19 protein-coding genes, 1 pseudogene and 1 riboswitch are annotated in these 21768 nt (G+C 42.9%); of the genes and pseudogenes, 15 read left to right on the top strand and 5 right to left on the bottom strand.

What is annotated here, in order from left to right:
* The 3 genes and pseudogenes from O9324_RS25415 to O9324_RS25405 form a co-directional block, all read left to right on the top strand.
* Positions 1-114: transposase (locus O9324_RS25415; RefSeq protein ID WP_130758671.1), on the top strand; the 114-nt coding region annotated here is incomplete at its 5' end.
* A 27-nt stretch (positions 115-141) separates the two neighbouring features.
* A pseudogene (locus O9324_RS25410) lies at positions 142-594 on the top strand (sodium-dependent bicarbonate transport family permease); the annotation flags it as partial.
* A 74-nt stretch (positions 595-668) separates the two neighbouring features.
* Positions 669-986 carry a P-II family nitrogen regulator gene (locus O9324_RS25405; RefSeq protein WP_002764947.1) on the top strand — a complete coding sequence of 106 codons (318 nt, stop codon included), beginning with the start codon at positions 669-671 and terminating at the stop codon, positions 984-986.
* Between the two features lie 253 nt (positions 987-1239).
* Here the strand turns inward: O9324_RS25405 and O9324_RS25400 are convergent, their stop codons facing one another.
* Entirely contained in the window at positions 1240-1818 is a 579-nt protein-coding gene (locus O9324_RS25400) for a DUF3172 domain-containing protein (protein ID WP_002751192.1), read from the bottom strand.
* A gap of 192 nt (positions 1819-2010) precedes the next feature.
* Positions 2011-2141: riboswitch (cyclic di-AMP (ydaO/yuaA leader) on the top strand.
* Positions 2142-2373: 232 nt separating this feature from the next.
* Here O9324_RS25400 and O9324_RS25395 point away from each other — a divergent pair.
* The 3 genes from O9324_RS25395 to O9324_RS25385 all read left to right on the top strand — a co-directional run bounded on the left by O9324_RS25395 (position 2374) and on the right by O9324_RS25385 (position 7038).
* The gene (locus O9324_RS25395) at positions 2374-3711 is read left to right on the top strand and encodes an ArsB/NhaD family transporter (RefSeq protein ID WP_288141654.1); all 1338 of its coding nucleotides are present in this window, start codon (positions 2374-2376) and stop codon (positions 3709-3711) included.
* Between the two features lie 106 nt (positions 3712-3817).
* Complete coding sequence (locus O9324_RS25390) at positions 3818-4990, top strand: glycosyltransferase (RefSeq protein ID WP_002764942.1); 1173 nt, start codon at positions 3818-3820, stop codon at positions 4988-4990.
* A 32-nt stretch (positions 4991-5022) separates the two neighbouring features.
* Entirely contained in the window at positions 5023-7038 is a 2016-nt protein-coding gene (locus O9324_RS25385) for an ABC transporter ATP-binding protein (RefSeq protein ID WP_288141653.1), read from the top strand.
* Between the two features lie 216 nt (positions 7039-7254).
* Here the strand turns inward: O9324_RS25385 and crtO are convergent, their stop codons facing one another.
* Positions 7255-8901, bottom strand: a complete 1647-nt coding sequence (gene crtO / locus O9324_RS25380) for a beta-carotene ketolase CrtO (RefSeq protein WP_287627064.1) — start codon at positions 8899-8901, stop codon at positions 7255-7257.
* Between the two features lie 145 nt (positions 8902-9046).
* Here crtO and O9324_RS25375 point away from each other — a divergent pair, with 145 nt between their 5' ends.
* Positions 9047-9370 carry an STAS domain-containing protein gene (locus O9324_RS25375; RefSeq protein WP_287627065.1) on the top strand — a complete coding sequence of 108 codons (324 nt, stop codon included), beginning with the start codon at positions 9047-9049 and terminating at the stop codon, positions 9368-9370.
* On the opposite strand, the gene O9324_RS25370 is transcribed toward O9324_RS25375, so the two are convergent.
* A complete protein-coding gene (locus O9324_RS25370; protein WP_002764936.1) occupies positions 9371-10507 on the bottom strand; it encodes a SpoIIE family protein phosphatase in 1137 nt (378 codons plus the stop codon). It lies immediately after the preceding gene.
* Between the two features lie 172 nt (positions 10508-10679).
* On the opposite strand from O9324_RS25370, the gene O9324_RS25365 reads away from it, so the two are divergent.
* The 3 genes from O9324_RS25365 to O9324_RS25355 all read left to right on the top strand — a co-directional run bounded on the left by O9324_RS25365 (position 10680) and on the right by O9324_RS25355 (position 12849).
* Positions 10680-11123: an ATP-binding protein gene (locus O9324_RS25365; protein WP_002764935.1), complete on the top strand. Its 444-nt coding sequence runs from the start codon at positions 10680-10682 to the stop codon at positions 11121-11123.
* Positions 11092-11916 carry a sulfurtransferase gene (locus tag O9324_RS25360; RefSeq protein ID WP_288141652.1) on the top strand — a complete coding sequence of 275 codons (825 nt, stop codon included), beginning with the start codon at positions 11092-11094 and terminating at the stop codon, positions 11914-11916. The genes O9324_RS25365 and O9324_RS25360 overlap by 32 nt, the downstream gene beginning before the upstream one ends.
* Positions 11917-12297: 381 nt before the next feature.
* Entirely contained in the window at positions 12298-12849 is a 552-nt protein-coding gene (locus tag O9324_RS25355) for a LabA-like NYN domain-containing protein (protein WP_002751943.1), read from the top strand.
* Positions 12850-12960: 111 nt separating this feature from the next.
* Here O9324_RS25355 and O9324_RS25350 read toward each other — a convergent pair whose 3' ends face one another.
* Complete coding sequence (locus tag O9324_RS25350) at positions 12961-14136, bottom strand: esterase-like activity of phytase family protein (RefSeq protein ID WP_288141651.1); 1176 nt, start codon at positions 14134-14136, stop codon at positions 12961-12963.
* 37 nt (positions 14137-14173) lie between these two features.
* Between O9324_RS25350 and O9324_RS25345 the strand changes: the two genes are divergently transcribed.
* Entirely contained in the window at positions 14174-15361 is a 1188-nt protein-coding gene (locus tag O9324_RS25345) for a tetratricopeptide repeat protein (protein WP_287627070.1), read from the top strand.
* Positions 15362-15622: 261 nt separating this feature from the next.
* Positions 15623-16675 carry an LOG family protein gene (locus O9324_RS25340; protein ID WP_287627071.1) on the top strand — a complete coding sequence of 351 codons (1053 nt, stop codon included), beginning with the start codon at positions 15623-15625 and terminating at the stop codon, positions 16673-16675.
* Between the two features lie 3 nt (positions 16676-16678).
* Here the strand turns inward: O9324_RS25340 and O9324_RS25335 are convergent, their stop codons facing one another.
* On the bottom strand, positions 16679-17068 hold the full coding sequence (locus O9324_RS25335; protein WP_002733765.1) for a hypothetical protein: 390 nt from the start codon (positions 17066-17068) through the stop codon (positions 16679-16681).
* A 160-nt stretch (positions 17069-17228) separates the two neighbouring features.
* Between O9324_RS25335 and queA the strand changes: the two genes are divergently transcribed.
* From queA to gcvT, 3 genes are all read left to right on the top strand, one after another.
* Positions 17229-18326: a tRNA preQ1(34) S-adenosylmethionine ribosyltransferase-isomerase QueA gene (gene queA, locus O9324_RS25330; RefSeq protein WP_288141650.1), complete on the top strand. Its 1098-nt coding sequence runs from the start codon at positions 17229-17231 to the stop codon at positions 18324-18326.
* A gap of 163 nt (positions 18327-18489) precedes the next feature.
* Positions 18490-20178 (top strand): serine protease, encoded by a 1689-nt coding sequence (locus O9324_RS25325; protein ID WP_288141649.1) that lies wholly within the window; start codon positions 18490-18492, stop codon positions 20176-20178.
* 217 nt (positions 20179-20395) lie between these two features.
* Complete coding sequence (gene gcvT / locus O9324_RS25320; protein WP_288141648.1) at positions 20396-21502, top strand: glycine cleavage system aminomethyltransferase GcvT; 1107 nt, start codon at positions 20396-20398, stop codon at positions 21500-21502.
* Positions 21503-21768: the final 266 nt, after the last annotated feature.

Here is a 21768-nt window from a genome sequence, read left to right as displayed (position 1 = left end):
GTGGTCGAGGGAATCAACAATAAACTTAAACTAATAAAACGGAGAGGCTATGGCTTTAGAAACTTTCGGAATTTTTGGGTTAGAAGTATGTTATCTTGGCATCTTGTATGTTGATTTAGCATAAAGGGTAACGAAGAGCCGGTATTTCTCTTAGTCGGTAGTGTTGTTGTTGGTATGCTCACGGGGGAAAAAGGCTGGGAAAAATTACAACCTTTCACTCAAGGGATTTTTTATGGTGCTTTAACTTTCTTTCTCCTAGATATGGGATTAGTGGCTGCGAAAAGAATTCGAGAATTAGGCAAAACTGGTTCTTTTCTCATCGGTTTCTCGGTGTTCATTCCCGTCATCAATGCTATGGTGGGGATTCTCATTGCTAAGGTTCTCGGATTTGAACAGGGCAATGCTTTATTATTCGCTGTTTTGTGTGCCAGTGCCTCTTATATTGCTGTTCCTGCGGCCATGAGAATGACTGTTCCCGAAGCGAATCCTAGTTTATACGTTTCTATGGCCTTGGCTTTAACTTTTCCTTTCAATATCATCATCGGTATTCCTCTTTACCTAGAGATGATCAAAATCATTGGCTGTGGAGTCTAAAAAGCCTGGCGGGTTTTGAATAATTCCTGTCAAAATTGTTCTCTTTCACTTGTCCCTTTTTGTACTTAACTACCATGCTTGAATCCCCTCATCCTTCCCTACAAATTGTCAAAAAAGTGGACATAATTGTTAGTCATGCTTTTCTGGAAGAAACCTTAAGCGTTCTTGATGTTGTCGGAGTTTCCGGTTATACTGTCTTTGGCAATGCTTCGGGAAAAGGCGATCGAGGTTTATCCTGTGATGACTTCGATTGTGATTACAGTGGTAGCTACATTATGACGGTTTGTAATAGTGACGAACAACTTAATCGTCTGATCGATAAAATTCAGCCTATTTTAAAAAAAGCTGGCGGAATTTTTGTGGTGACTACGGCCCAATGGCTAACTCATTAGACCTCTCGTAAAAATCAAAAATTGTCGTAGTTAATTAGAGTTGGCTTAATAAATCTAAAACCCTTGCTGGATAATATCTTTAGGCTTTTTTGAAATCAAAAATTGCCAGCCCTTGCAGTGATCGGGGGGGGGAAATTCAGGGACTTTTTCCCTGAAAATTAGGTAATTGATCCCCTGAAAATGGGTAAAACCCTACACCCCACACCCTACACCCTCTTTCAAGTCAGCAGTCAGGAGAACAATCTTTTCCAGTTTAGAATTTATCTGTATCTGGTCTGGGGCCAACAGCGCCAGCAGGATTAACAAAAAGATTACCCCCAGCTTCATTTTGGAAGATACAATCGATTTTCGGTTTGCCTTCCAAGGGGCCGGTATAACCAAAGGTATTCATCCGGTTTTTACAACTTTGTACCTGCTGTCCATCGACTAATTTTTGTTGTTCTAAAATTGACCAGTTATTGCGTCGCAAAACGCAACCGGGTTGCATGACTGGTTGGGTGACAAAAACATTAAAGGGGTTAAGGGTGACATAAACCCGCAAATCGGTGACAATGGCACTGGCCCCAAATTGCACGCATAATTCCGCATTGGGGGCGCTGCGATCGATTACTTCCCGGGAAGCGACGTTTTCGGGGCTAAAATTGGCAGTAGAACTGAATACCAGACCGAGACCCACTCCTAGTACAAAAATACCACCAATCAGGGCGATCATGGCATAGTTTAATTTTGCCAATAGGCCTCCGGGGGACGAAGTGCGGGAGTCATCGCCATAGGAGCGGTCATAATCCCGATCGCGCGATCGGGGAGGAGTATAACGAGGTCTTCTATTCATAGAAATTTCTTTCTCCTGTGGCTGCTATGGCGGTCAGTCGTTAGCTATTAGCTTATCATTGTTCTATCCTAGCAACCCGGGGGATAACCGACAGGATAGGTCTGGTATAGGGCTATATAGTTTTTTTTGGGTTAGTATGCTATGGTGGATGACTAAACAGAGTAAGTCAGCCTAATCCAAGTTTCTATGCTAGATATTAGCTAGACAAATTCGGAGCGGAGGAACCACATTTGGGGGCGTATTTCTAGATTTTTTAGCCTAGAAAAGGATATCTCTCTATCCTAGCCCGTCAGCTAACTTCGTCGGCGTGGGGGGGAAGACTGAAGCATCACTACATTCCTAGTAATGTCTTGATCGGTTCAGTTATGTCGCTGGTACTACTTGATAGTCATAACTCAAAGGAGACATTGTCCATGTGGATTCTCATGTCAGCTTACCGATCGCAACAATTTTAAGATTTTCCGTAGATAACCATATTTTCTATGAGTTTGCTGTACATTCTTTGGGCAAACTTTTAGTTGTATCGAGAAACCGAAAGTAAAAACAGGATCAAAAATGCTGGAATCTTTACCAATGTGGATTGCTGCGATGACTTTTATTGCAGTCATTGTGGTTATTATGTTCGAGTGGCTCCATATTACCGTAGCGGCTTTATTAGGAGCTTTAATCTTAGTTTTTACCCATATCATGACTCTCCAGGAGGCGGTGGGTTATATCAGTCGTAGTTATGCCACTCTCACCCTATTTTTTGGGGTGATGGTGTTAGTGAGAGCCTTTGAACCAACGAAGATTTTTGATTATTTAGCAGCACAAATGGTGCTTTTAGCCAAGGGACAGGGCAAATTATTACTAATAGGAATTGTTGCCATTACTACCCCAATCTGTGCGGTATTGCCCAACGCCACCACGGTGATGTTATTAGCACCTCTAATTCCTCCATTGGCACAGGATATAGGTGTGGATTTTGTGCCGCTCTTAATCCTGATGGTTTTCGTGGCCAACAGTTCTGGATTATTAACTATTGTTGGTGATCCCGCTACTTATATCGTTGGTGATTCTATTAATATCACCTTCATGGAATACCTACAGCGTTTGAGTTTAGGTGGTGCCTTGGCAGTGATTACCATTCTGGTGATGTTGCCTTGGTTATTCCCCAAAATCTGGCGGACAAAATTCGAGCATTTAGAAGACTTACCCCATCCGAAAATTAATCATCCTCGCGTCTTAGCTCTGGGGGGAATTATCGTATTTTTAGTCTTATTTTTATTCGTGGTCGGTGAATCTTTTCCCGTACCTATTGCTCCTGCTGCCGTTGCTCTGATGGGGGCAGCTTTAGCCCTACTTTTAGCCCAGCAATCGAAGATAGATACGGTTCATAATATTCTCCGGGATGTGGACTGGAGTACCCTATTATTTTTCATGTCAATTTTTGTACTAATTGGCGGCTTAGAAAAAACTGGGGTAGTTAATAGTGTATCGGGATTTCTGGCGATAATTTTAGGCAAAAATATCTTTTTAGGTTCTCTAGTCTTGCTGTTTTTTGTCGGTTTTGTTTCCAGTGTCGTTCCGAATATTCCCCTAGTGGTGGCCATGGTTCCACTGCTGAAACAGTACCTTGTTAATGTTAATTTAGTCGGGACAGAAGTGCTTTCTCCCGATTATGCCGGTTCTTTTCCCCCGGAAGTTTTACCGCTTTTCTATGCGATGATGTATGGAGCCACCCTAGGGGGTAATGGTACTTTAGTGGGAGCTTCTTCTAATATTGTCGCCGCCGGCATCGCCGAACAACACGGGGGCAAAATTAGTTTTCATACCTTCCTGCGCTACGGTTTACCAGTGATGTTTACTCAGTTAGTCGTCTCGGCTATGTATATGTTAGTTTTCTTTGTCTAGTCTATCTCTGGGGGGATTAATGTTAAGTTCGCCTAAGATTGACAAAAACGTTAACATTGATTAACATTCTCCTATCGTGCTAGATAATCTGGATTGATCGGCGATCGTGAACAAAAAAATCTCTGTTTTAGCACCAGATTTATCCGGTGGTGGTGGCACAAGAGTCTATTTGATTGCTCAAGTCTTGCAACAGCTAAACTGTCAGGTGACGGTCTATGGTCCGATTTTTGGCCGGGAAATCTATCCCACCCCACCGGGGAATTTACCCCTGGTATCGGTCAAAGGCAATAATTATCCCCAGTTTTTTGGCCAGATCAAAACTTTACTCGATCGCCTCTCCGGAGAGATTATCTACGCGGTTAAACCCCGTCCCACCAGTTTCGGCATCGGTTTACTGAAACGTTTTTTTTTCCCACGTCCCCTAATTCTCGATATTGACGATTGGGAAATGAGTTGGTTTGGTGGCGATCGATGGTCCTATCATCCTCATCCCCGACAATTGGCTAGGGATATCCTCAAAAAAAATGGTGCGCTTAGGGACCCGAATCACCCTCTTTATCTGCGTTGGATGGAAAATTTAATTAACCGCGCTGATGCGGTGACGGTTAATAATCAATTTTTGCAAAAGCGCTATGGGGGGATTTATTTACCGAATGGCAAGGATACGCAACTTTTCGATCCCAATCTCTACGATCCTGTCGCTTGTCGTCAAAAATACGGTTTATCTGCCTATAAAGTCTTAATGTTCCCGGGTACAGCTAGACCCCACAAAGGTTTAGAAGATGTCTTAATCGCTTTAGATAAAATTGCTGATCCTGATTTTAAATTGGTGGTGGTGGGAGGTCGCCAAATCGGGGATGGCTATCTGGATAGTTTGCTAGAAAAAGGTCAACCTTGGTTAATTCATTTACCTGCTCAACCGATCGATCGAATGCCGGAAGTTATCGCCGCTGCCCATGCTATTATCGTTCCCCAGAGGGATGAAGCCACGGCTAACGCCCAATTTCCGATTAAACTCACCGATGGTATGGCGATGGCTAAACCGATTATTTCCACTAAAGTGGCAGATATTCCCGAAATTTTAGCTGATATTGGCTATTTAGTCGAACCTCGATCGCCAGAGCAACTAGCTGCTATGATTAGCGAAGTTTTTAATCATCTCGACTCGGCTAATGCACGAGGACTAAAAGCGAGAGAGCGCTGTATCGCCTCCTATAGTACCACCGCCATGGCGACAACTCTCTCTGGCATAATTACTTCTCTGGAAGGGAAATATTAGTTGACCGTTGACTATTTACTTTATTACTTGCGATGAATCCTAATCAAATTCTCCTTAAATATACGCTTAAATACTGGATATTAGTGGTTTCCAGTATTGTTATCGGCTTTGCCAGTACCATATTTAATGGGGTAGGAACTGTTTTAGTTATCCCCTTACTAATTTCTTTTATTAATCCCGAAAATGATCTCTTAAAAAATGCCCCCCAAATTATCAAAAAGCTGCTCTCCCTTTTCGATGTTTTCTCGGTCGATACTCGTTTTTTCTGGATGTTTGCGGCGATATTATTAATTCTAATTCTCAAGCACATTACCAATTTTGTCAGTAATTGGCTAGGCACTTACTTGTCTTTGATTATGGCAAGAGATATGCGAATTGATTCAGTTATTCTGTTGCTAGAAGTGGATATAGATTATTATGTAAAAAGTAAAATAGGAGATATTTTTAATCGTTTCATGTCGGAGATTAATCGAGCCGTGGGATCAATTAGAAATTACATTGGCTTGGTTAAGATTATCGCCACAGCTTTCATGTACTTGGCTATTTTATTATCAATTTCTTGGCAATTGACTATTCTTTCTAGTATTTTGGGTGGCTTTTTAGCTCTGCTTAATCAATACTTTGTCAAGAGATCGAAAAAGTTTGGAGAGATTATCACCCTAACGGCTAAACAGCAAACTAATAAACTGTTGGAACTGTTAACGGGAATTCGGCTAATTAAAGCGGTAGGCAATGAAAGATACGAATTAGAATCTATTGTGGAAGATATCGAAGCCCGGGAGAAAGCGGGTTTAGATGCCCAGACTAATAATGCTGTAATCGCCCCGCTCAATGAGATCGGCGGGGTAATTATTATTGCTTTAATTATCATTGCTGGTCGTTATCTTTTCAATGAACAACTGCAAGCTTTAGCGACAATTTTATTGACCTATCTCTATGTACTTTTCCGGGCCCTGCCGATAGTTAGTCAAATTAACAGTGCTAGGGGTAGTCTATTGGGGGATGTTTCCGCAGTAGAGGTGGTAGCGGATTTTCTCATTCGAGAGAATAAACCATTTATGAGCAATGGCTCTATTCCCTATCAAAGATTAGAGACAGGTATTCATTTTGATAACGTCCAATTTTCCTATCCTGGTCATCAAGAATTAGTTCTCAAGGGCATCGATCTTTGGATTCCAAAAGGAAAAATGATCGCTCTTGTTGGTGCTTCGGGGGCGGGAAAATCGACAATTGCTGATTTATTACCACGCTTTTATGATCCTACAGCCGGGAGGATTCTTTTTGATGGTCACGATTTACGGGATTATGATCTCAAATCCTTGAGAAAAGCGATGGGAATAGTCAGTCAAGACACTTTTCTCTTTAATAATTCTCTCCGTTTTAATATTGCCTACGGATTAAGCGATGTTAGTGATGCAGAAATTTTAGAGGCGACAAAAAGGGCGAATGCCTACGAGTTTATCTCCAAACTGCCGGAAGGACTGGATACGGAAATTGGCGATCGGGGAGTGAGACTTTCGGGGGGACAAAAACAAAGACTAGCGATCGCTCGTGCCTTACTGCGAGATCCGGATATTCTCATTCTCGATGAAGCCACCAGTGCTTTGGATACAATTTCTGAGCGTTTAGTACAGGAAGCGATCGATGAACTCTGTCGCGAGCGAACTACTCTTGTGATCGCTCACCGTCTTTCCACTGTTCAAAAAGCCTATCAAATTGTGGTGCTGGACAAGGGAAAAGTGGCAGAAATCGGCAATCATGAGGAATTATTAGCTCAAGGTGGTCATTATGCCCGTTTACACGCTCTGCAATTTAGTGATAGCAAAGAGGCCGACTCTAAGAATAGGGAAGATGAGCAAAAAAGAAAAGCTTATTTATCCTACGAAGCGAGAAGCAGTCTTAATAGTCTTTTAGGTTCTTTGCGTCTAGTATCTGAAGATTTAATCGAAGATTCTCAGGAGAAACAGGAAATTTTAGAAGAATCCTGTAGTTCAGCTATGCGACTTCTCCATATTATCGAAGACTACGAGTATTCCTCGACTCGATAGATCTCCTGCAAAAATCAAAAATTGTTGTCATAGTAAATCCAGTTATTAAAAACTGATTATTTATTTCCCCACCCCCCTGCCCCCCTAGGGCTGTTTCATTCTCCATCTTAAAACAAGAAGTCAGAGAGAACGTAGGTTGGGTTGAAGCATGAAACCCAACGCCTGCATGGGTTACGCTACCGCTAACCCATCCTACAAATAATTTTGCCTCCCTACTTAGTTGAATAATCGTTGCAGAAAAGTGCTTCGATCCCGCAGGAAAACCTGAGCGCAATTGCGCCCCGGCATTCCCGAAATTGAGCCGCCGGGGTGAGTTCCTGCCCCAGTTAAATAAAGGTTTTTAATTGGGGTTTTGTAGTTAGCTATTTCTGGCAAAGGACGCAGGAAAATCATCTGATCTAAGGTCATATCAAGATGATAGTAATTACCTTTATAGGAACCCAAACGATTAGCCAATTCTGCCGGACTTTCCACCCGACGGGCAATGAGCGAAGATTTGAGATTGGGAGCATAATCGGCCAGTTTATCAAGAACTCGATCGGCCACGCGATTTTTTAATTCTTCCGTCCATCCCGTGCCGTTTAATCCTGTTCCCTCGGCCCCAGCAATCTGATAGGGGGCAAAAAATTCGATCCAGAGGGTATGCTTGCCCTGGGGAGCCATGGAGGGATCGAGAATAGTGGGGACATCTAGGTACATCGAGGGATTTTCGTCGGGAATCTGCCCCAAAATCGTTAAAGCGTGGGCTTGTTCAACGTGACGCACGGAATCGGCGATGAGAATCGTTCCCTGTAAATACTCCTCTTTGTGATCGTAAGCCTCGAACCTTGGTGCTTCGGCGAGGGCGCAATCAATTTTAAGAATTGTTTCATTGTTATTGACAATTCGCCGTTCTACCCTTTCTCGCAATTCCGGATCGGCGGCATCCACATCGGCGGGAGCGACTAACTGTAAAAAAACTCGTCTAGCGTCAATATTAGAGATAACAGCCGCTTTTGCCAGATATTCCTGTCCAGAGTCCACCCTAACCCCGATCGCTTGTCCTTCCTCAATTAGAATCTGTTTAACTTTCTGCTCGGTTAAAATCACCCCACCGAGACTGACAACACATTTCACCAGAGCCTCGGTTAGTGCGCCCGTACCACCACGAGGGCGAGCCACCCCGGGGGAGTGACGCATCGCCATCATCATCATCCCGGAGGTAATGCCTTTTTGGGAGGGAGGAGCGCCAATTTCTGCCGCTAGACGAGCCAGGGGTGCTTTGACAAATTCGCTCTCAAACCACTCATTGAGGACATCTTCGGGGGAAGTAATCATCGTGCGGATGAAGTCGAGCAGTTTCTTTTTTGAGCCGATCGCTTTCCAGACACTAGCTAAGGCACTAGAGTTATAATTGCGGGCGATTCTGAGCAAATCTTGGGGGGGAGCGTTAAACCAAGGACCGATCGCATTCATCAACTGTCCCCAATAGTCGATAAACTGAAGGTAGCGATCGGCATCTCGCGGACAAAACTGGGCAATTGCGGCGTGAGTTTTTTCCAGAGAGCGATAGGAAAGAAAATATTGGCCAGAGGGATGGGGACAGAAAACGGTAGGATCGAAGAATAAATACTCTAATCCGTGGCGTTTTAGCTCTAATTCCTCAATTACTGGTCCTAAAAAGATAAATTCGTGATCGATCGCACAGAGATTAAACTTAAAATCGGGGGCCAGATCCGGGATAACCGCTTCTGTGGTAGCCGCTCCTCCTGGTACGCTACGCTGTTCGAGAAGGAGGACGCGATAACCAGCTTTGAGGAGATAGGCGGCACAAACTAAACCATTATGCCCCGCACCGATGAGGATGACATCGTAACTTTCCATGCAGTTTCAAAAATTCCTATTTTTAATTTTGCGCTTTTCTTGACCCTAATATGTTAAAAATAGTTAAAGATTAGCTGCTGTCAGCAGATTTCAGCGAGCAATTATCAGTGAGCAGGTAGAAAACATTTAATTTTTCCTTTTTTTTATGAGTTCTTCCATCAAAGTTATGCAACCATCGGGTATTTTAGATGGCAACCAAGCCAGCGAATTTCGCCAAGAAATTGCCGAAGCCGTGCAGGGAGGTTCAGAGGTGATTATCGTTGATTTCAAGGATGTCACCTTTATGGATAGTTCTGGTTTAGGTGCGCTAGTTTTATCCTTAAAAACCGTGCGTTCTGCGGGGGGTAAAATATTTATATGCTCGATTAATGAGCAGATAAAAATGTTATTTGAATTGACCGATATGGATCGAGTTTTTGAAATTTTTAATAACCGAGAAGAATTAGAACAAAAAATCCTCGGAGGTTAATCAGTGAAAATCCACCTGCATAATCGAAAGATCATCGTTAAAATTACCATCGAATTGTAAAGCTTGAATTTCTTCAATAAAATTATCGAGATTTTTGGCGTAATTACAGTGATAATTTCGTAAAGATTGAATAAAGTTCTCCAGTCCCCACATCCTCCCATCAGCACAATCGATCTCGTAAATTCCATCGCTAAAAAGATAAAGGCTACTGGGTAAATTCAGGGATTGAACCTGATTAGTATATTCCGCTTCTGGAAACATTCCGATGGGAAAACCGGGGGCTTTCAGTCTGGTTTCAATCATCTGGCCAAAAGGTTTTTTAGTCAGGAGAACTGCCGGGGGATGACCCGCGCTGGCATAGGTTAACTGTTGTTGTTTCTGATCATAAATCCCGTACCAAATAGTAAAATATTTATCATTCTTAGGACTGATTTGATAAACTTGATTTAACCCTTGTAAAACCTGATTAGGTTGATAGTAATTCACCTGACTTAAACCACGGGAACGGAGAAGATGAATCACCGAAAGGGAAGGTAAAGCCGCTCGTAAACCATGACCCGCCACATCTAAAAGATATAACATCAAATGGTCATTATCTAACCAATAATAATCAAAACCATCGCCCCCCAATCGACGAGAAGGAAGGAAGCGAAAATCGATAGCAAGTTTTGGAGAAATGAAAAATTCGGGTAACAGCGATCGCACATAGTCCGCCGCCTCCGCTAACTCCATTTCTAGTAATTGTTTTTGCGCTTGCAGATCATGACTTAATTGATGCAAACGTATTCCCGCACGCACGCGCGCTCTTAACTCATTAATCTCGATCGGTTTACACAAAAAATCATCGGCCCCCGCATCCAATCCCTTCACCCGATCCTCCACCGATCCCAAAGAAGTTAAGAGGATAAAAAAAGTCGTTGACAGTTGGGGATTAAGCTTAATTTGCCGGCAAACTTCCAACCCATCGATCCCCGGCATCATCCAATCACAAATAATCATCGCCGGTTTTAGTTGCCCCGCTTGCTTTAATCCTTCTTCCCCATCACTGGCAACAAAAACCTCGTATTCCTTCTGCAAAGCGCGGCTCAGAAACGTTTGAATTACTCCATCATCATCAATTACTAGAATTCGTACCATCTTTTTTGTAACTCAACTATCTCCATCTTACTGCCTACCCCCGACCCCCTGACGGATGACTTTGCTTGTCCCTCAAGATGGGATTAAATCCAGAATCGAGCTAACACATCATTCATAGTTTGGGAAAAATGGTATAACTTCTAGCGTAAGGCATTGCAGAGGTAAACCGGGGGTGAAGATTTCTTTTCAGGTAGATAGCGATCTCAGGTCCTTAGATACCGTTTTAAAGTATTTTGAGCAACTTGAATCAGCGGGCATTCCCCAAAAAGACTGGCTCCAGTGTCAGCTTGCTCTTGCCGAAGGTTTTACCAATGCAGTCCGTCACGCTCACCGACACCTACCCCCCGAAATTCCGATCGAGATCGAGATCGAGATTACCCCCCACCAGATGGAACTTCGCATCTGGGATCGGGGTTCCGTCTTCGATTTAGAGGGCTTTATCGAGAAAAATGCCCATCTTGACCATAGTTTCTCCGGTCATGGGCAAGGACTGCCGATACTCCAAAAAATCGCCGATCAACTCAGTTATACTCACACTGAAGATCAGCGCAACTGTCTATTAATTATTAAACAATTTTCCCGCCATGAATCCGATCGCACCCCTAGTTTCTCCTAGTTGGTTAGTGACTAATCTCGATCGCCCCGATCTGATGGTTATTGACTGTCGTTTTCAATTAAACGATCCCGATCTCGGTTATCAAGAGTATTTAGCCAATCATATTGAAAATTCCTTCTATTTACACCTAGATCGCGATTTATCGGCTCCCATTGCCCGTCATGGCGGCCGTCATCCTTTACCGAATCCGCAGACGATAGCCGCTAAATTAAGCTCTTTAGGGGTGATTTCCGGTCAAACCCATGTCATCGCCTACGATGCCTCCCGTTTTGCCTTTGCCAGTCGTCTCTGGTGGTTATTACGTTATCTCGGCCATGAACGAGTCAGCATTCTCGATGGTGGTTGGCAAAATTGGTTAAATGCCGGTTATCCCGTCTCTAATCAGATACCTGTGCCGAAAACCGGCGCTTTTCTCCCCCAAGTTCAACAGGATTGGGTAGTGACGATCGAGGAGGTAAAAAGGCAAAAAGAGCAAGGGGGAGTGGTGTTAATTGATGCCAGGGAAAGCGATCGCTATCGGGGTGAAAGGGAACCGATTGATCCGATCGCCGGTCACATCGAGGGGGCGCTTAATTATCCCTGGTTGGAAGTCACCGATAGTCAGGGTTTTTCTCAACCCCAGGACCTGCAAACACAACGTTGGCAAGAGCGGCAAGGCGATCAAGAAATTATCCTCTACTGTGGTTCAGGAGTGACAGCCTGTGTTAATATCTTTTCCCTGACCCTAGCCGGATACGAGAATGTTAAGCTATATTCTGGAGGTTGGAGTGATTGGTGTTCCTACCTGATCTAACCAGCCTTGTTGATACCCATCTATCGAGAAAGATTATCAAAATGACCTAATTACTGTACAATCCCCCTATTATCACTTTTAATTATTCCGAAACTATTATCTAATTTGTCTCCTCAGTGGGTGGGTGGAATTAAATATAAGATGAACGTAGGTTGAGTTGAAGCATGAAACCCAACGCCCGATTATGTTACGCTACCGCTAACCCATCCTACAAATAATTGTGCCTCCCTACTTAGACAAAAAAGCTAATTTTTATTTTAGTTGCTATCTTTTTGCTCTCAAATCACCGCTATTCCCCAAAGAATAGTCGTTTTCCCCCGTAAAATTACTAAAAAGTAATTTTATAGTTAAACTCTATAAAAAATTAGGTATGTATTTTGTATGACAGAAGCCGGTCTTTGTCATTGTAATGGTGGCACCCGTCCGAAAGATCGCCTTTCGATTTTTGTGGATGGCAATAATATGTTTTATGCTCAACAAAAAAATGGTTGGTTTTTTGACCCGCGCAAGGTGTTAAATTACTTCACCAACGACCCGAATATCATGTTAATTAATGCCTTTTGGTACACGGGTTTAAAAGATTCCCAAGATCAAAGAGGTTTTCGCGATGCTTTAATTAGTTTGGGTTATACAGTGAGAACAAAAATTTTGAAAGAATATTATGATGATAGTTCCGGTCGTTTTTCCCAGAAAGCTAATTTAGATATCGAAATTGTCGTCGATATGTTTAATACCGTCGATCAATACGATCGAGTGATTTTATTTAGCGGTGATGGCGATTTTGAACGAGCGATCGAACTATTGCGCTCTAAAAATACTCATATTACCGTAGTTTCTACGGAAGGGATGATCGCTAGGGAATTGCGAAATGCCACCGATCGCTATATTGACCTGAATGATATTCGCAAAGATATCGAAAAAAGTGATTATTAATCGGCCGTTTTGTCTTTAAACCGGCTATTTATCCCATTTTTCTTTATTGGTAGTCCTCACCCCAACCCTTCTCCCAGAAGGGGATAGGTGAGGCAATTAACCATCTCTTGTTTATTTTTCCTTGAGTCGAAAGAGTAAAAACTGATTGACCTGATTCGGATTAAAATTATCATCACTGACTAAAATCAAAGAGCGACTACCATCAGCTAATCTTGGACCGAGGGTCATTGCTTCTAAATTATCTAAATCAATCCCCAAAGTCCCTAAATCTAGTAATAATTTTTTCCGCAAGGGTTGCACCTGTAAAGCTTCTAATTCCCCCGGTATTCTGGCGATTTTCGAGGTATCCGTGGCACTCCCATTAACTACCTGAAATAGTTTCGCTCCAAAACCTTCTAAACCAAAAGTTCGCTCTAAACTGAGAAAATAACCCTCTTTTTCTAAAGCTAATAATTCCGTTAAACCGTAGTATCTCGCACCGCTGGGTGGCTCATCTAACACATACAATTGTTCCGATACTAACACAGGCGCACCAATCGGATCAATCACATAATGAAGAAGTCGCACTCTGAGATTTTCTTCCCTTTTTCCCGTGGGACTATCTTGAATTAAAGCGCTTTCTGTGGCAGTAAACAAACGAAAAGGATCGTCTTTGAGGGTGCTGGTAATCCCTAAAGTTAAGGATTCAAACCCTAAATTATCCTGTATTCCTTTTTGATTGCTATCATCCGGTAAAAAGCGATTAGGAATTAACAAAGACTCCTTTAATTGTCCCTGCAAATCAAATTCAGCAATAAAAGGAGCAATTCCCTCTTTAACCGCACCTTCACTGGAAATAAACAAAGTTTGTCGGGGCGAAAAAGCGATACCTTCTGGGTCGATCGATCCCTTTTTAAACGTTTCTCCCTTGCCATCTTTTAGGAACGTGACCGCCTCTAAATTCACTTTTTTGATTTTTTCATCATTTATCTGCAAACTAGCCCGATAAAAGCGGGCTGGAGCTTTCTGAGAACGATCATCACTGAGGAGATAAAAGCGGTTATTGGCGCGATCATAGCTAATTGCCGATAATCCCCCCACCCTTGTCCCTTGATAATCCGCTTGTGGTAATTGATATTCTCCCAAAAACTCGATCGAGAGGGGTAGAAACATTCGTTGTTCTGCCAAAACTTGCGGGGAGACACCACAGGCAGCCAGACTAAAGGTTACAATTAAACTAGCAATTAAACCCAAAATTGGGAAACGGAAATTTTCGGCAGTCAGTCTCTTATAGAATCGATCGATCACAAAATATCATCCTCTACTACGCTCTTATCAATCTATTATGCTACGTTTTTCTCTCAGTTTATGGCTCTGTTTGATCGGTACTTCCCTTCCTCTCCTAGCACAAACAGAAACCCCTGCACCCAATCCCCTCGAAACTCCCCTAAAAAGTCCTTTATTACCCGGAATCGATCGCCCTTTAACTCCCTTGGAGCATCGTCAACTGTTATTATACATCGATCAACGCGATGCTGAAGCTCAAGCTAAATACAATGCGGGATTAAATGAGGAAGCTTTTCCTATCTGGTATGAAGTGATTAAATTAAATCGTTATTTAGGAGCCAAAGAAGAAGTAAAATCTTTGGGAAAAGTGGGGTTAGCAGCTTGGAATCGAGATCGAACCGAGGATGTTAAATTAATTACTGCTCGTTTAAAATCTGTGCAACAAACCGCAGAAACTAACCAGACAATGGACGGGGAATTATTAGCATTACTAGGTACATCCTATCAACAGGTACGAGCTTTTAATGAGGCGATAATCATCTATGATCAAATCCTAGCTAATGCCAGAAAATCTGGCGATAATGTGGCGGTAGAAGCAACTTTAAATCAACTTGGTCAAATTCATTTATCCCGTTTTGATTATCAAAAAGCCGCCCCAGTCTATGAGGAATTATTAACTATTTCTAAGGCGCAGAATAATTCTTTAACTCAAGGAATCTATCTGCAAAGACTAGCAGAAATTTATCGAGAATCTTTGCAACCAGCTAACGCAGTAAAAATTAAAGAAGAAATAGCTGAAACCCAGATCAGAAATCAGCAAATACAGTTAATTCCCGATCTAAAAATTCAAATTGGTTTAGATTACCAAGCTTTAAAAGATGCCAATAAAGCCAGCCAAAACTTTCAAGAAGCCTATTCTCTCGCTTTTGCTTTACAACAGTACGGCACCGCAGGAGAAGCTTTAAATAAGTTGGCCGAACTTTACAAAAGTTATCAACAGGTGGATTATGCTTTACAAATCTATCAAGAATTAATTAAAGTCCATGAATTGGGTTATAATTACTACGGTTTAATGAACACCTACGATCAAATCGGTCAAATTTATCTAGAAAGAAAAAATTATCCCCAAGCTTTACTCGCTTTCCAAAAAGGTGCGGAATTAGCCCAAGCTATCCGTTATCGTGAACAATATTTTCAAACCCAAATCACCCAAGTTAATCAAGCAATAAATAATCCTGAACAGTGATCTTTAAGTCTTTGAATAGTTAACTAATGGACAGGAAAATGGGGAAATGGGGAAATGGGGAAATGGGGGAATGGGGGAATGGGGGAATGGGGGAATGGGGAAATTCAACTAAAACCCTAAAACCCCAACACCCTAAAACCCCAACACCCTAAAACCCCAACACCCTAAAACCCTAAAACCCTAAAACCCTAAAACCCTAAAACCCTAAAACCCTAAAACCCTAAAACCCCAACACCCTAAAACCCAAAACCAAACCCACCAATGGAAAATTCCTATTCTGAATTAACCGAAGACTTGCGGAAATTGCTGCAACATTTGCCCCACTTAAAAGATGGCAAATGGATTCAAAGATCTCTAGAAGCAATAGTCAGAATTGCCGAGGAGGAAATTGATCGCCTGGATTGGAAAATTTTAACCTATGCGATCGAAGATCTAGAAAAGGGATTTCAGATATTTTACCCCTACCGTCACATTCGTAAACTGACCATTTTTGGCTCGGCACGCATCAAACCCGAGAGCAGTGAATACCGTCTCGCAGTAGAGTTCGCACGCTGTATCAGTCAATACGGTTTTATGGTGTTAACCGGTGCCGGGGGTGGCATCATGCAAGCAGGGAATGAAGGCGCCGGACGGGAAAATTCCTTCGGATTAAATATTCAGCTACCCTTTGAACAGGGGGCTAATCCCTATATCATAAATGATGCCAAATTAATCGACTTTAAATATTTCTTTACCAGAAAACTATTTTTTCTGCGGGAAAGTGACGCAGTAGCTTTATTCCCCGGTGGTTTCGGCACCCAAGATGAGGCCTTTGAGACGCTTACCCTCTGTCAAACGGGTAAATACGGACCTGCACCCCTAGTATTAATTGATGAGCCTGATGGGGACTACTGGCAAACTTGGCAAGCACAAATTAGTGAAAATCTGCAAAAAAGAGGACTGATATCCGCCGAAGATCGGAATTTTTATACTATTACCAACGATCTAGACCACGCTTGTCAAACAATTCGCCACTTCTATCGGGTGTATCACTCCAGCCGTTTTGTGGGAGAATCCTTTGTTATTCGTCTTAATCACGAACTAAGCGGGGAACAGATCGAACAAATTAACCAAAACTTCGGCGATATCGTAGTTAAGGGGAAAATCGAACCTAGTAAAATTCTAGAACGAGAGAATCGGGATTCCAGCCACCATTTACCTCGTCTAGTTTTTTACTTTAACGGCAAGAGTTACGGACGCTTGTATCAATTAATTGATCACATCAACGATTTAAGTCCTGTAGTGACCCTCGAAGAGCATCCCGAGAGAAAATAAACCCTAGGCTAGAGTTTCCGGACAGTATCCTAAACCCTTAGTAAATTGTTGCCGAAAAGCCTCTATATCTTGCTGATCCGGGGTACCATGGGAGACGATCGCCACTTGGTAACGACGCATGACATCAATCGGGGATTGTCCTGTTTCCAAACTCCAAAAAACCATCTGGAGACGCATTTCCGGTTGATAGGGAATCCCTAACTCATTCATGTAGGCGCGAAAATCCCCGTGTTGGCAAGGAGTAAGCATTTGATTAAACTTGACCTTGACCACCCAACCGTTAATCTGATGGATAACCGTCATCACGGAGGAGGGTAGATGAGTCATCGATCGCAGGTATTCGGTGACTCGTAGCGTTAGACTAGCGTTAGCAAGAAAATAGAGATAGTCCATAGTGGCCGCTGGGATGTTGGCTAATAGTCACGATTAGTGTTATATCTCTAGTCTGACGATAAACCGTTCCAGATACCAAGGGGAGAAATCCCCGATTTAGTGAAGTTCGCCTGGGTAGAATTACCCAACTTTTGCGAAGATCTTTATGATGATAACGACGATGATCCCTGACCAATCACTCTCCAGCTACGATTATCACCTTCCTCCGGAGTTAATTGCCCAAAATCCCGCAGAACCCCGAGACAGTTCCCGTCTTTTGGTGGTAGATTCTCCTAATAGTCATAATTTGGCTATTTTTCGGGATTTACCCACTTGGTTAGAGTCGGGGGATTTGCTGGTTTTCAACGATACTCGCGTGATTCCGGCCCGTTTATTTGGACGTAAAATCACAGGCGCACCCGTAGAAATATTACTATTGGAAGAACAGGATGACCATCGTTGGTTATCCCTAGTGAAACCGGGAAAACGCTTTAAAGTCGGTTCAGAAGTCCTTTTTTATCCGAAAACAGGGCGAACGGAAGACCAAGCAAAATTATGGTTAGCGAAAGTAATCGATCGAGATCTGAACACCAGTGGTCGTCTGCTGGAATTTCAGCGTCATCCCGGACGCAGTTTTTGGGATATGTTGGAGGAGTACGGTCATATTCCTTTCCCCCCCTACGTCACCGAATCAGAGGCGGAAGAAGACCGTTATCAAACAGTTTACGGTAATAAACAGGGTTCTGTGGCCGCTCCCACGGCCGGATTACATTTTACTCCCGAATTATTCCATAAGCTCGCCCAGAAGGGTATAGATACCACCTATATCACCCTTCATGTGGGAGTGGGAACCTTTCGTCCCGTGGAAGTGGAAAATATTACAGAACACCTAATGCACCGGGAATTTTTAGAGATTTCCGCCGAAACTGCCGAAAAAATTGCCCAAACAAAGGCTAGAGGTGGCCGGGTTATCGCCGTAGGAACCACGGTAGCTCGCGCCTTGGAAGGGGCAATTAAAGAAACTAAGAGCGATAAATTAACCGCTTTTCAGGGAAAAACCAATTTATTTGTCTATCCGGGTTATCAATGGCGGGTTATCGACGGCATGATCACTAATTTTCACCTACCCAAGTCCAGTTTGATGATGTTAGTCAGTGCCTTAGTCGGACGGGAAAGACTACTGGCATTGTATCAAGCAGCTATCCAAGAACGTTTCCGTTTCTATTCTTTCGGTGACGCTATGTTAATCCTACCCAGCGCTTGCAGCAGTAATCAGTAAGTAGTTGGACAAAATTACATCCACACCCTAGAAAGAAGGAGGAGCAGAACTGCGGAAAGGGCAACAGGAAAGGGGAAAAATATGTGTAAGCGGCCCGCGCATCTAAATTGGTCTAGGTCGATTATCGAACCACCTCTAGCCTGTTGTCTATCCTAACCAAGAAATGAAAAGAAAAGATATTAAAATCGGTCGCCGCTATTCTAGCAAACCCCTGCAAATATTTTTAATTATTGCCTTCATTGTCGCCGCTCCCTTTGCTATTTTTTATCTTATTGCCTTGGCTTATCTTTGGCAAGGCGATCAACTTTTGGCCGCGGGGGAGAAGGAATCGGCTCTGTCTGCTTACCGAACAGTTTTATCTTTTGACGAAAATTCAGTCCAAGCCCATATAAAAATCGCTCAGGTATTGCAAAGTCAAAAACGCTATTCTGAAGCCTTACAAGCATATAATCGTGGCTTTATCGTTAATGATAAACCACCGATGGAACCCTCCCAAAGTAATTATTTAGTGGCTTTGGGGGATATCTTCGCGCAGGAGGAAAAATGGTCAGAGGCGATCGATGCTTACCAAAAAGCAATTATCATTAAACCAACTTTTAAAGCGCAATTTCAGCTAGGAAAAGCCCTCTATAGTTCACAACGTTGGGATGAGGCGGCGAAAGCTCTGCAAGCAGCGGTTTTTCTCGATCCTACTCAGGGAAAAGCCTATTTTTATCTGGGAAAGGCCTACAGTGAACAGCAACTCTGGCCAGAGGCCAGTTATGCCTATCAGCAAGCTCTAGAATTGATACCTAGTCAGGGTGAAACCTACAAAAAATTAGGAGAAACCCTAGCAAAACAGGGAAAATGGGAGGAAGCAGAGCAAATATATCGGCAGGCTTTAATTTACGCTCCTAAAGATGGGGATATTTATAATTATTTAGGCGAAGCTTTAGCGGAACAGGGAAAACTAGGGGAAGCCATGGCAGTTTTTCAACAGGCGCGGCAAATTAGCCCCAAAAATGCCAATATTTACGAAAATCTTTGTTATACCTATATCGATAGTGGTCAGATCGATGAGGGTCTAAATTGGTGTCGGCAGGCCGTAGAAATTGATCCCAATTTATCAGAAGCTAGATTTATTTTACAGGAAATCCAACGGGGGCGATTAATTCACGACAATCCCGAATTATTAAAAATGCCAGAGATAATTCCCAGTGTTAAGAGTGATCCTCTGGTGAATTTAAAACGCTCAATTGTTAAAATTATCGTGCGCGGCAAAAATAACAATGGTATCGGCACTGGTTGGTTATTAAAACGAGATAAAGATAGAGCTTGGATCGTAACTAACCGCCATGTGGTGACGAATTCCCGTCAAGAAATCGATGCAGAGGCACGCATTTTTGTGGAGTATTATAGCCAACCAACCCAGGGGAAAATCCGCAAGCGTTCAAAAGCTAAAATTCTCCACATTAACCCAGCTAATGACTGGCTCGATTTAGCAGTATTAGAGGTAAAAAATCCCCCCCCAGATTTAAAACCTTTAGCTTTAGCACCCCTACCAATTGCCCCTAATCAACCAGTAATCTCGATCGGTAATCCTTTTAATCAAAAAGATTGGACTGTCAGTAAAGGCACGGTTAATGATAATAACGAAAAATCCTTAAGTTTATCCATGTTTGTCGTTTCTGGACAGTCGGGAAGTCCAGTTTTAAACGATAAAAATCAAGTGGTGGGAGTGATTTCCCAAGCGAGTTTATTTTGTGATAATCCCTCCACTCCTAAACCCCTAGAAAATGCCGTTAGATTGGGCTGCGGTTTCGCAATTCCCATTGACAGAGTGCGAGAAAGGTTAAGAGAGTGGGAATTATGAATTGGGAAGTGGGGAAGTGGGAATTATGAATTATGAATTATGAATTATGAAGTGGGGAGGTGGGGAGGTGGGGAGGTGGGGAAGTGGGGAAATTGAACTAAAACCCTAAAACCCTAAAACCCTAAAACCCCAAAACCCCAAAACCTGTCTCCTGTCTCGGAGTCTCCTGATAACTGCTATGCTACTCTAGGCAGAAAACCATTCGATCGAGAACACCGTGGCTAACCAAGAAGCAACTTCCCCCGCTATTCGTACCCCCTTATACAACTTAATTGCCCAACAAACCAGCAAATTTACCCCTTTTGCGGGTTGGGAGATGCCGATACAGTTTAGCGGCCTAAAAACCGAACATAATGCTGTCCGCAACGGTGTCGGGATGTTTGACATTTCCCACATGGGCAAATTTATCTTAACTGGCGATAATCTGGTTCAATCTCTCCAAACCCTAGTTCCCTCTAATTTAGCCCGTTTAAGGGCAGGAAAGGCACAGTATAGCGTTTTACTTAACCCGGACGGTGGCATAATCGATGATATTATCTTTTACTACCAAAGCGAAAGCCAGGGCCTGTTAATTGTTAATGCCTCAACTACCGATAAAGATCGAGAATGGATTTTAGGCAATTTAGAGGGATCGGGGGTAAAATTAGCGGATTTATCCCGAGAAAGGGTCTTAATTGCCCTGCAAGGACCCAAAGCAGCCACAATTTTACAGCCCTTGATCGGGGAAAAATTAAGCGATTTTGGCCTATTTAATCACTGGGAAAGCCAGCTTTTCGGGGAAAAAGTTTTTATCGCCCGGACCGGTTACACGGGAGAAGATGGCTTTGAAATTATGGCCGCTCCTGAAATCGGGCAGCAACTTTGGACAGAATTTTTAAATTTAGGGGTGACTCCCTGCGGTTTAGGGGCCCGGGATACCCTGCGTTTAGAGGCAGCTTTAGCCCTTTATGGACAGGATATCGACGATAGCACGACTCCCCTAGAGGCTGGCTTAAATTGGTTAGTTCATCTGCCAGAAAAAGGCGATTTTATCGGTCGCAATGTCCTCGAAGACCAAAAACTTAATGGTGTCAATCGGCTCTTGGTGGGATTGCAGATGTCCGGCAAACATATCGCACGTCACGATTATCCGGTAGTATTCGCCGGGGAAGTGGTGGGTAAAGTCACCAGTGGCACTTTATCACCAACTTTAAACACAGCGATCGCTTTAGCCTATCTTCCCACACCTTTCGCCTCGATCGGACAAGCGATCGAAGTGGAAATACGCGGCAGCACCTACCCCGCTACCGTAGTTAAAAAACCCTTTTATAAAAGTAAAAAGTAACGTAACTACCGAGGTCTTGACCGAAAATTTGGGTACAAACCCCGCCCTTTAGTGTAGGGTCGGGCGGCTTTAAATAAATATGTATTGTCAACTTAAAGAATTTTGTGTTAAGACATTGATACTCGGTCGAGCAGTGTCAAAATGTTTGTACTAGAATACAAAGGTGCGATTCGTTCTTCTGAAAGTTAGTATAACAACCTAGCGTATAGAAGACAAGGAACAGTAACAACTGAACCTTGACAACTTATCTTCTGTGTAGGTGAGGA

The organism is Microcystis sp. LE19-84.1B, assembly GCF_027531875.1.
GTDB classification, from domain to species: domain Bacteria; phylum Cyanobacteriota; class Cyanobacteriia; order Cyanobacteriales; family Microcystaceae; genus Microcystis; species Microcystis panniformis.
The sequence above is the reverse complement of the archived record's forward strand: the minus strand, read 5'-3'. Positions and strand labels throughout refer to the sequence as shown.

Bases quoted from the DNA above. Each gene is read 5' to 3' on its own strand.
- queA (WP_288141650.1), top strand. From the start codon at position 17,229: ATGATCCCTGACCAATCACTCTCCAGCTACGATTATCACCTTCCTCCG.
- O9324_RS25385 (WP_288141653.1), top strand. From the start codon at position 5,023: ATGAATCCTAATCAAATTCTCCTTAAATATACGCTTAAATACTGGATA.
- O9324_RS25355 (WP_002751943.1), top strand. From the start codon at position 12,298: ATGACAGAAGCCGGTCTTTGTCATTGTAATGGTGGCACCCGTCCGAAA.
- O9324_RS25325 (WP_288141649.1), top strand. From the start codon at position 18,490: ATGAAAAGAAAAGATATTAAAATCGGTCGCCGCTATTCTAGCAAACCC.
- O9324_RS25400 (WP_002751192.1), bottom strand. From the start codon at position 1,818: ATGAATAGAAGACCTCGTTATACTCCTCCCCGATCGCGCGATCGGGAT.
- O9324_RS25340 (WP_287627071.1), top strand. From the start codon at position 15,623: ATGGAAAATTCCTATTCTGAATTAACCGAAGACTTGCGGAAATTGCTG.
- O9324_RS25335 (WP_002733765.1), bottom strand. From the start codon at position 17,068: ATGGACTATCTCTATTTTCTTGCTAACGCTAGTCTAACGCTACGAGTC.
- O9324_RS25375 (WP_287627065.1), top strand. From the start codon at position 9,047: ATGAGTTCTTCCATCAAAGTTATGCAACCATCGGGTATTTTAGATGGC.
- crtO (WP_287627064.1), bottom strand. From the start codon at position 8,901: ATGGAAAGTTACGATGTCATCCTCATCGGTGCGGGGCATAATGGTTTA.
- O9324_RS25395 (WP_288141654.1), top strand. From the start codon at position 2,374: ATGCTGGAATCTTTACCAATGTGGATTGCTGCGATGACTTTTATTGCA.
- O9324_RS25360 (WP_288141652.1), top strand. From the start codon at position 11,092: ATGAATCCGATCGCACCCCTAGTTTCTCCTAGTTGGTTAGTGACTAAT.
- O9324_RS25345 (WP_287627070.1), top strand. From the start codon at position 14,174: ATGCTACGTTTTTCTCTCAGTTTATGGCTCTGTTTGATCGGTACTTCC.
- O9324_RS25405 (WP_002764947.1), top strand. From the start codon at position 669: ATGCTTGAATCCCCTCATCCTTCCCTACAAATTGTCAAAAAAGTGGAC.
- O9324_RS25370 (WP_002764936.1), bottom strand. From the start codon at position 10,507: ATGGTACGAATTCTAGTAATTGATGATGATGGAGTAATTCAAACGTTT.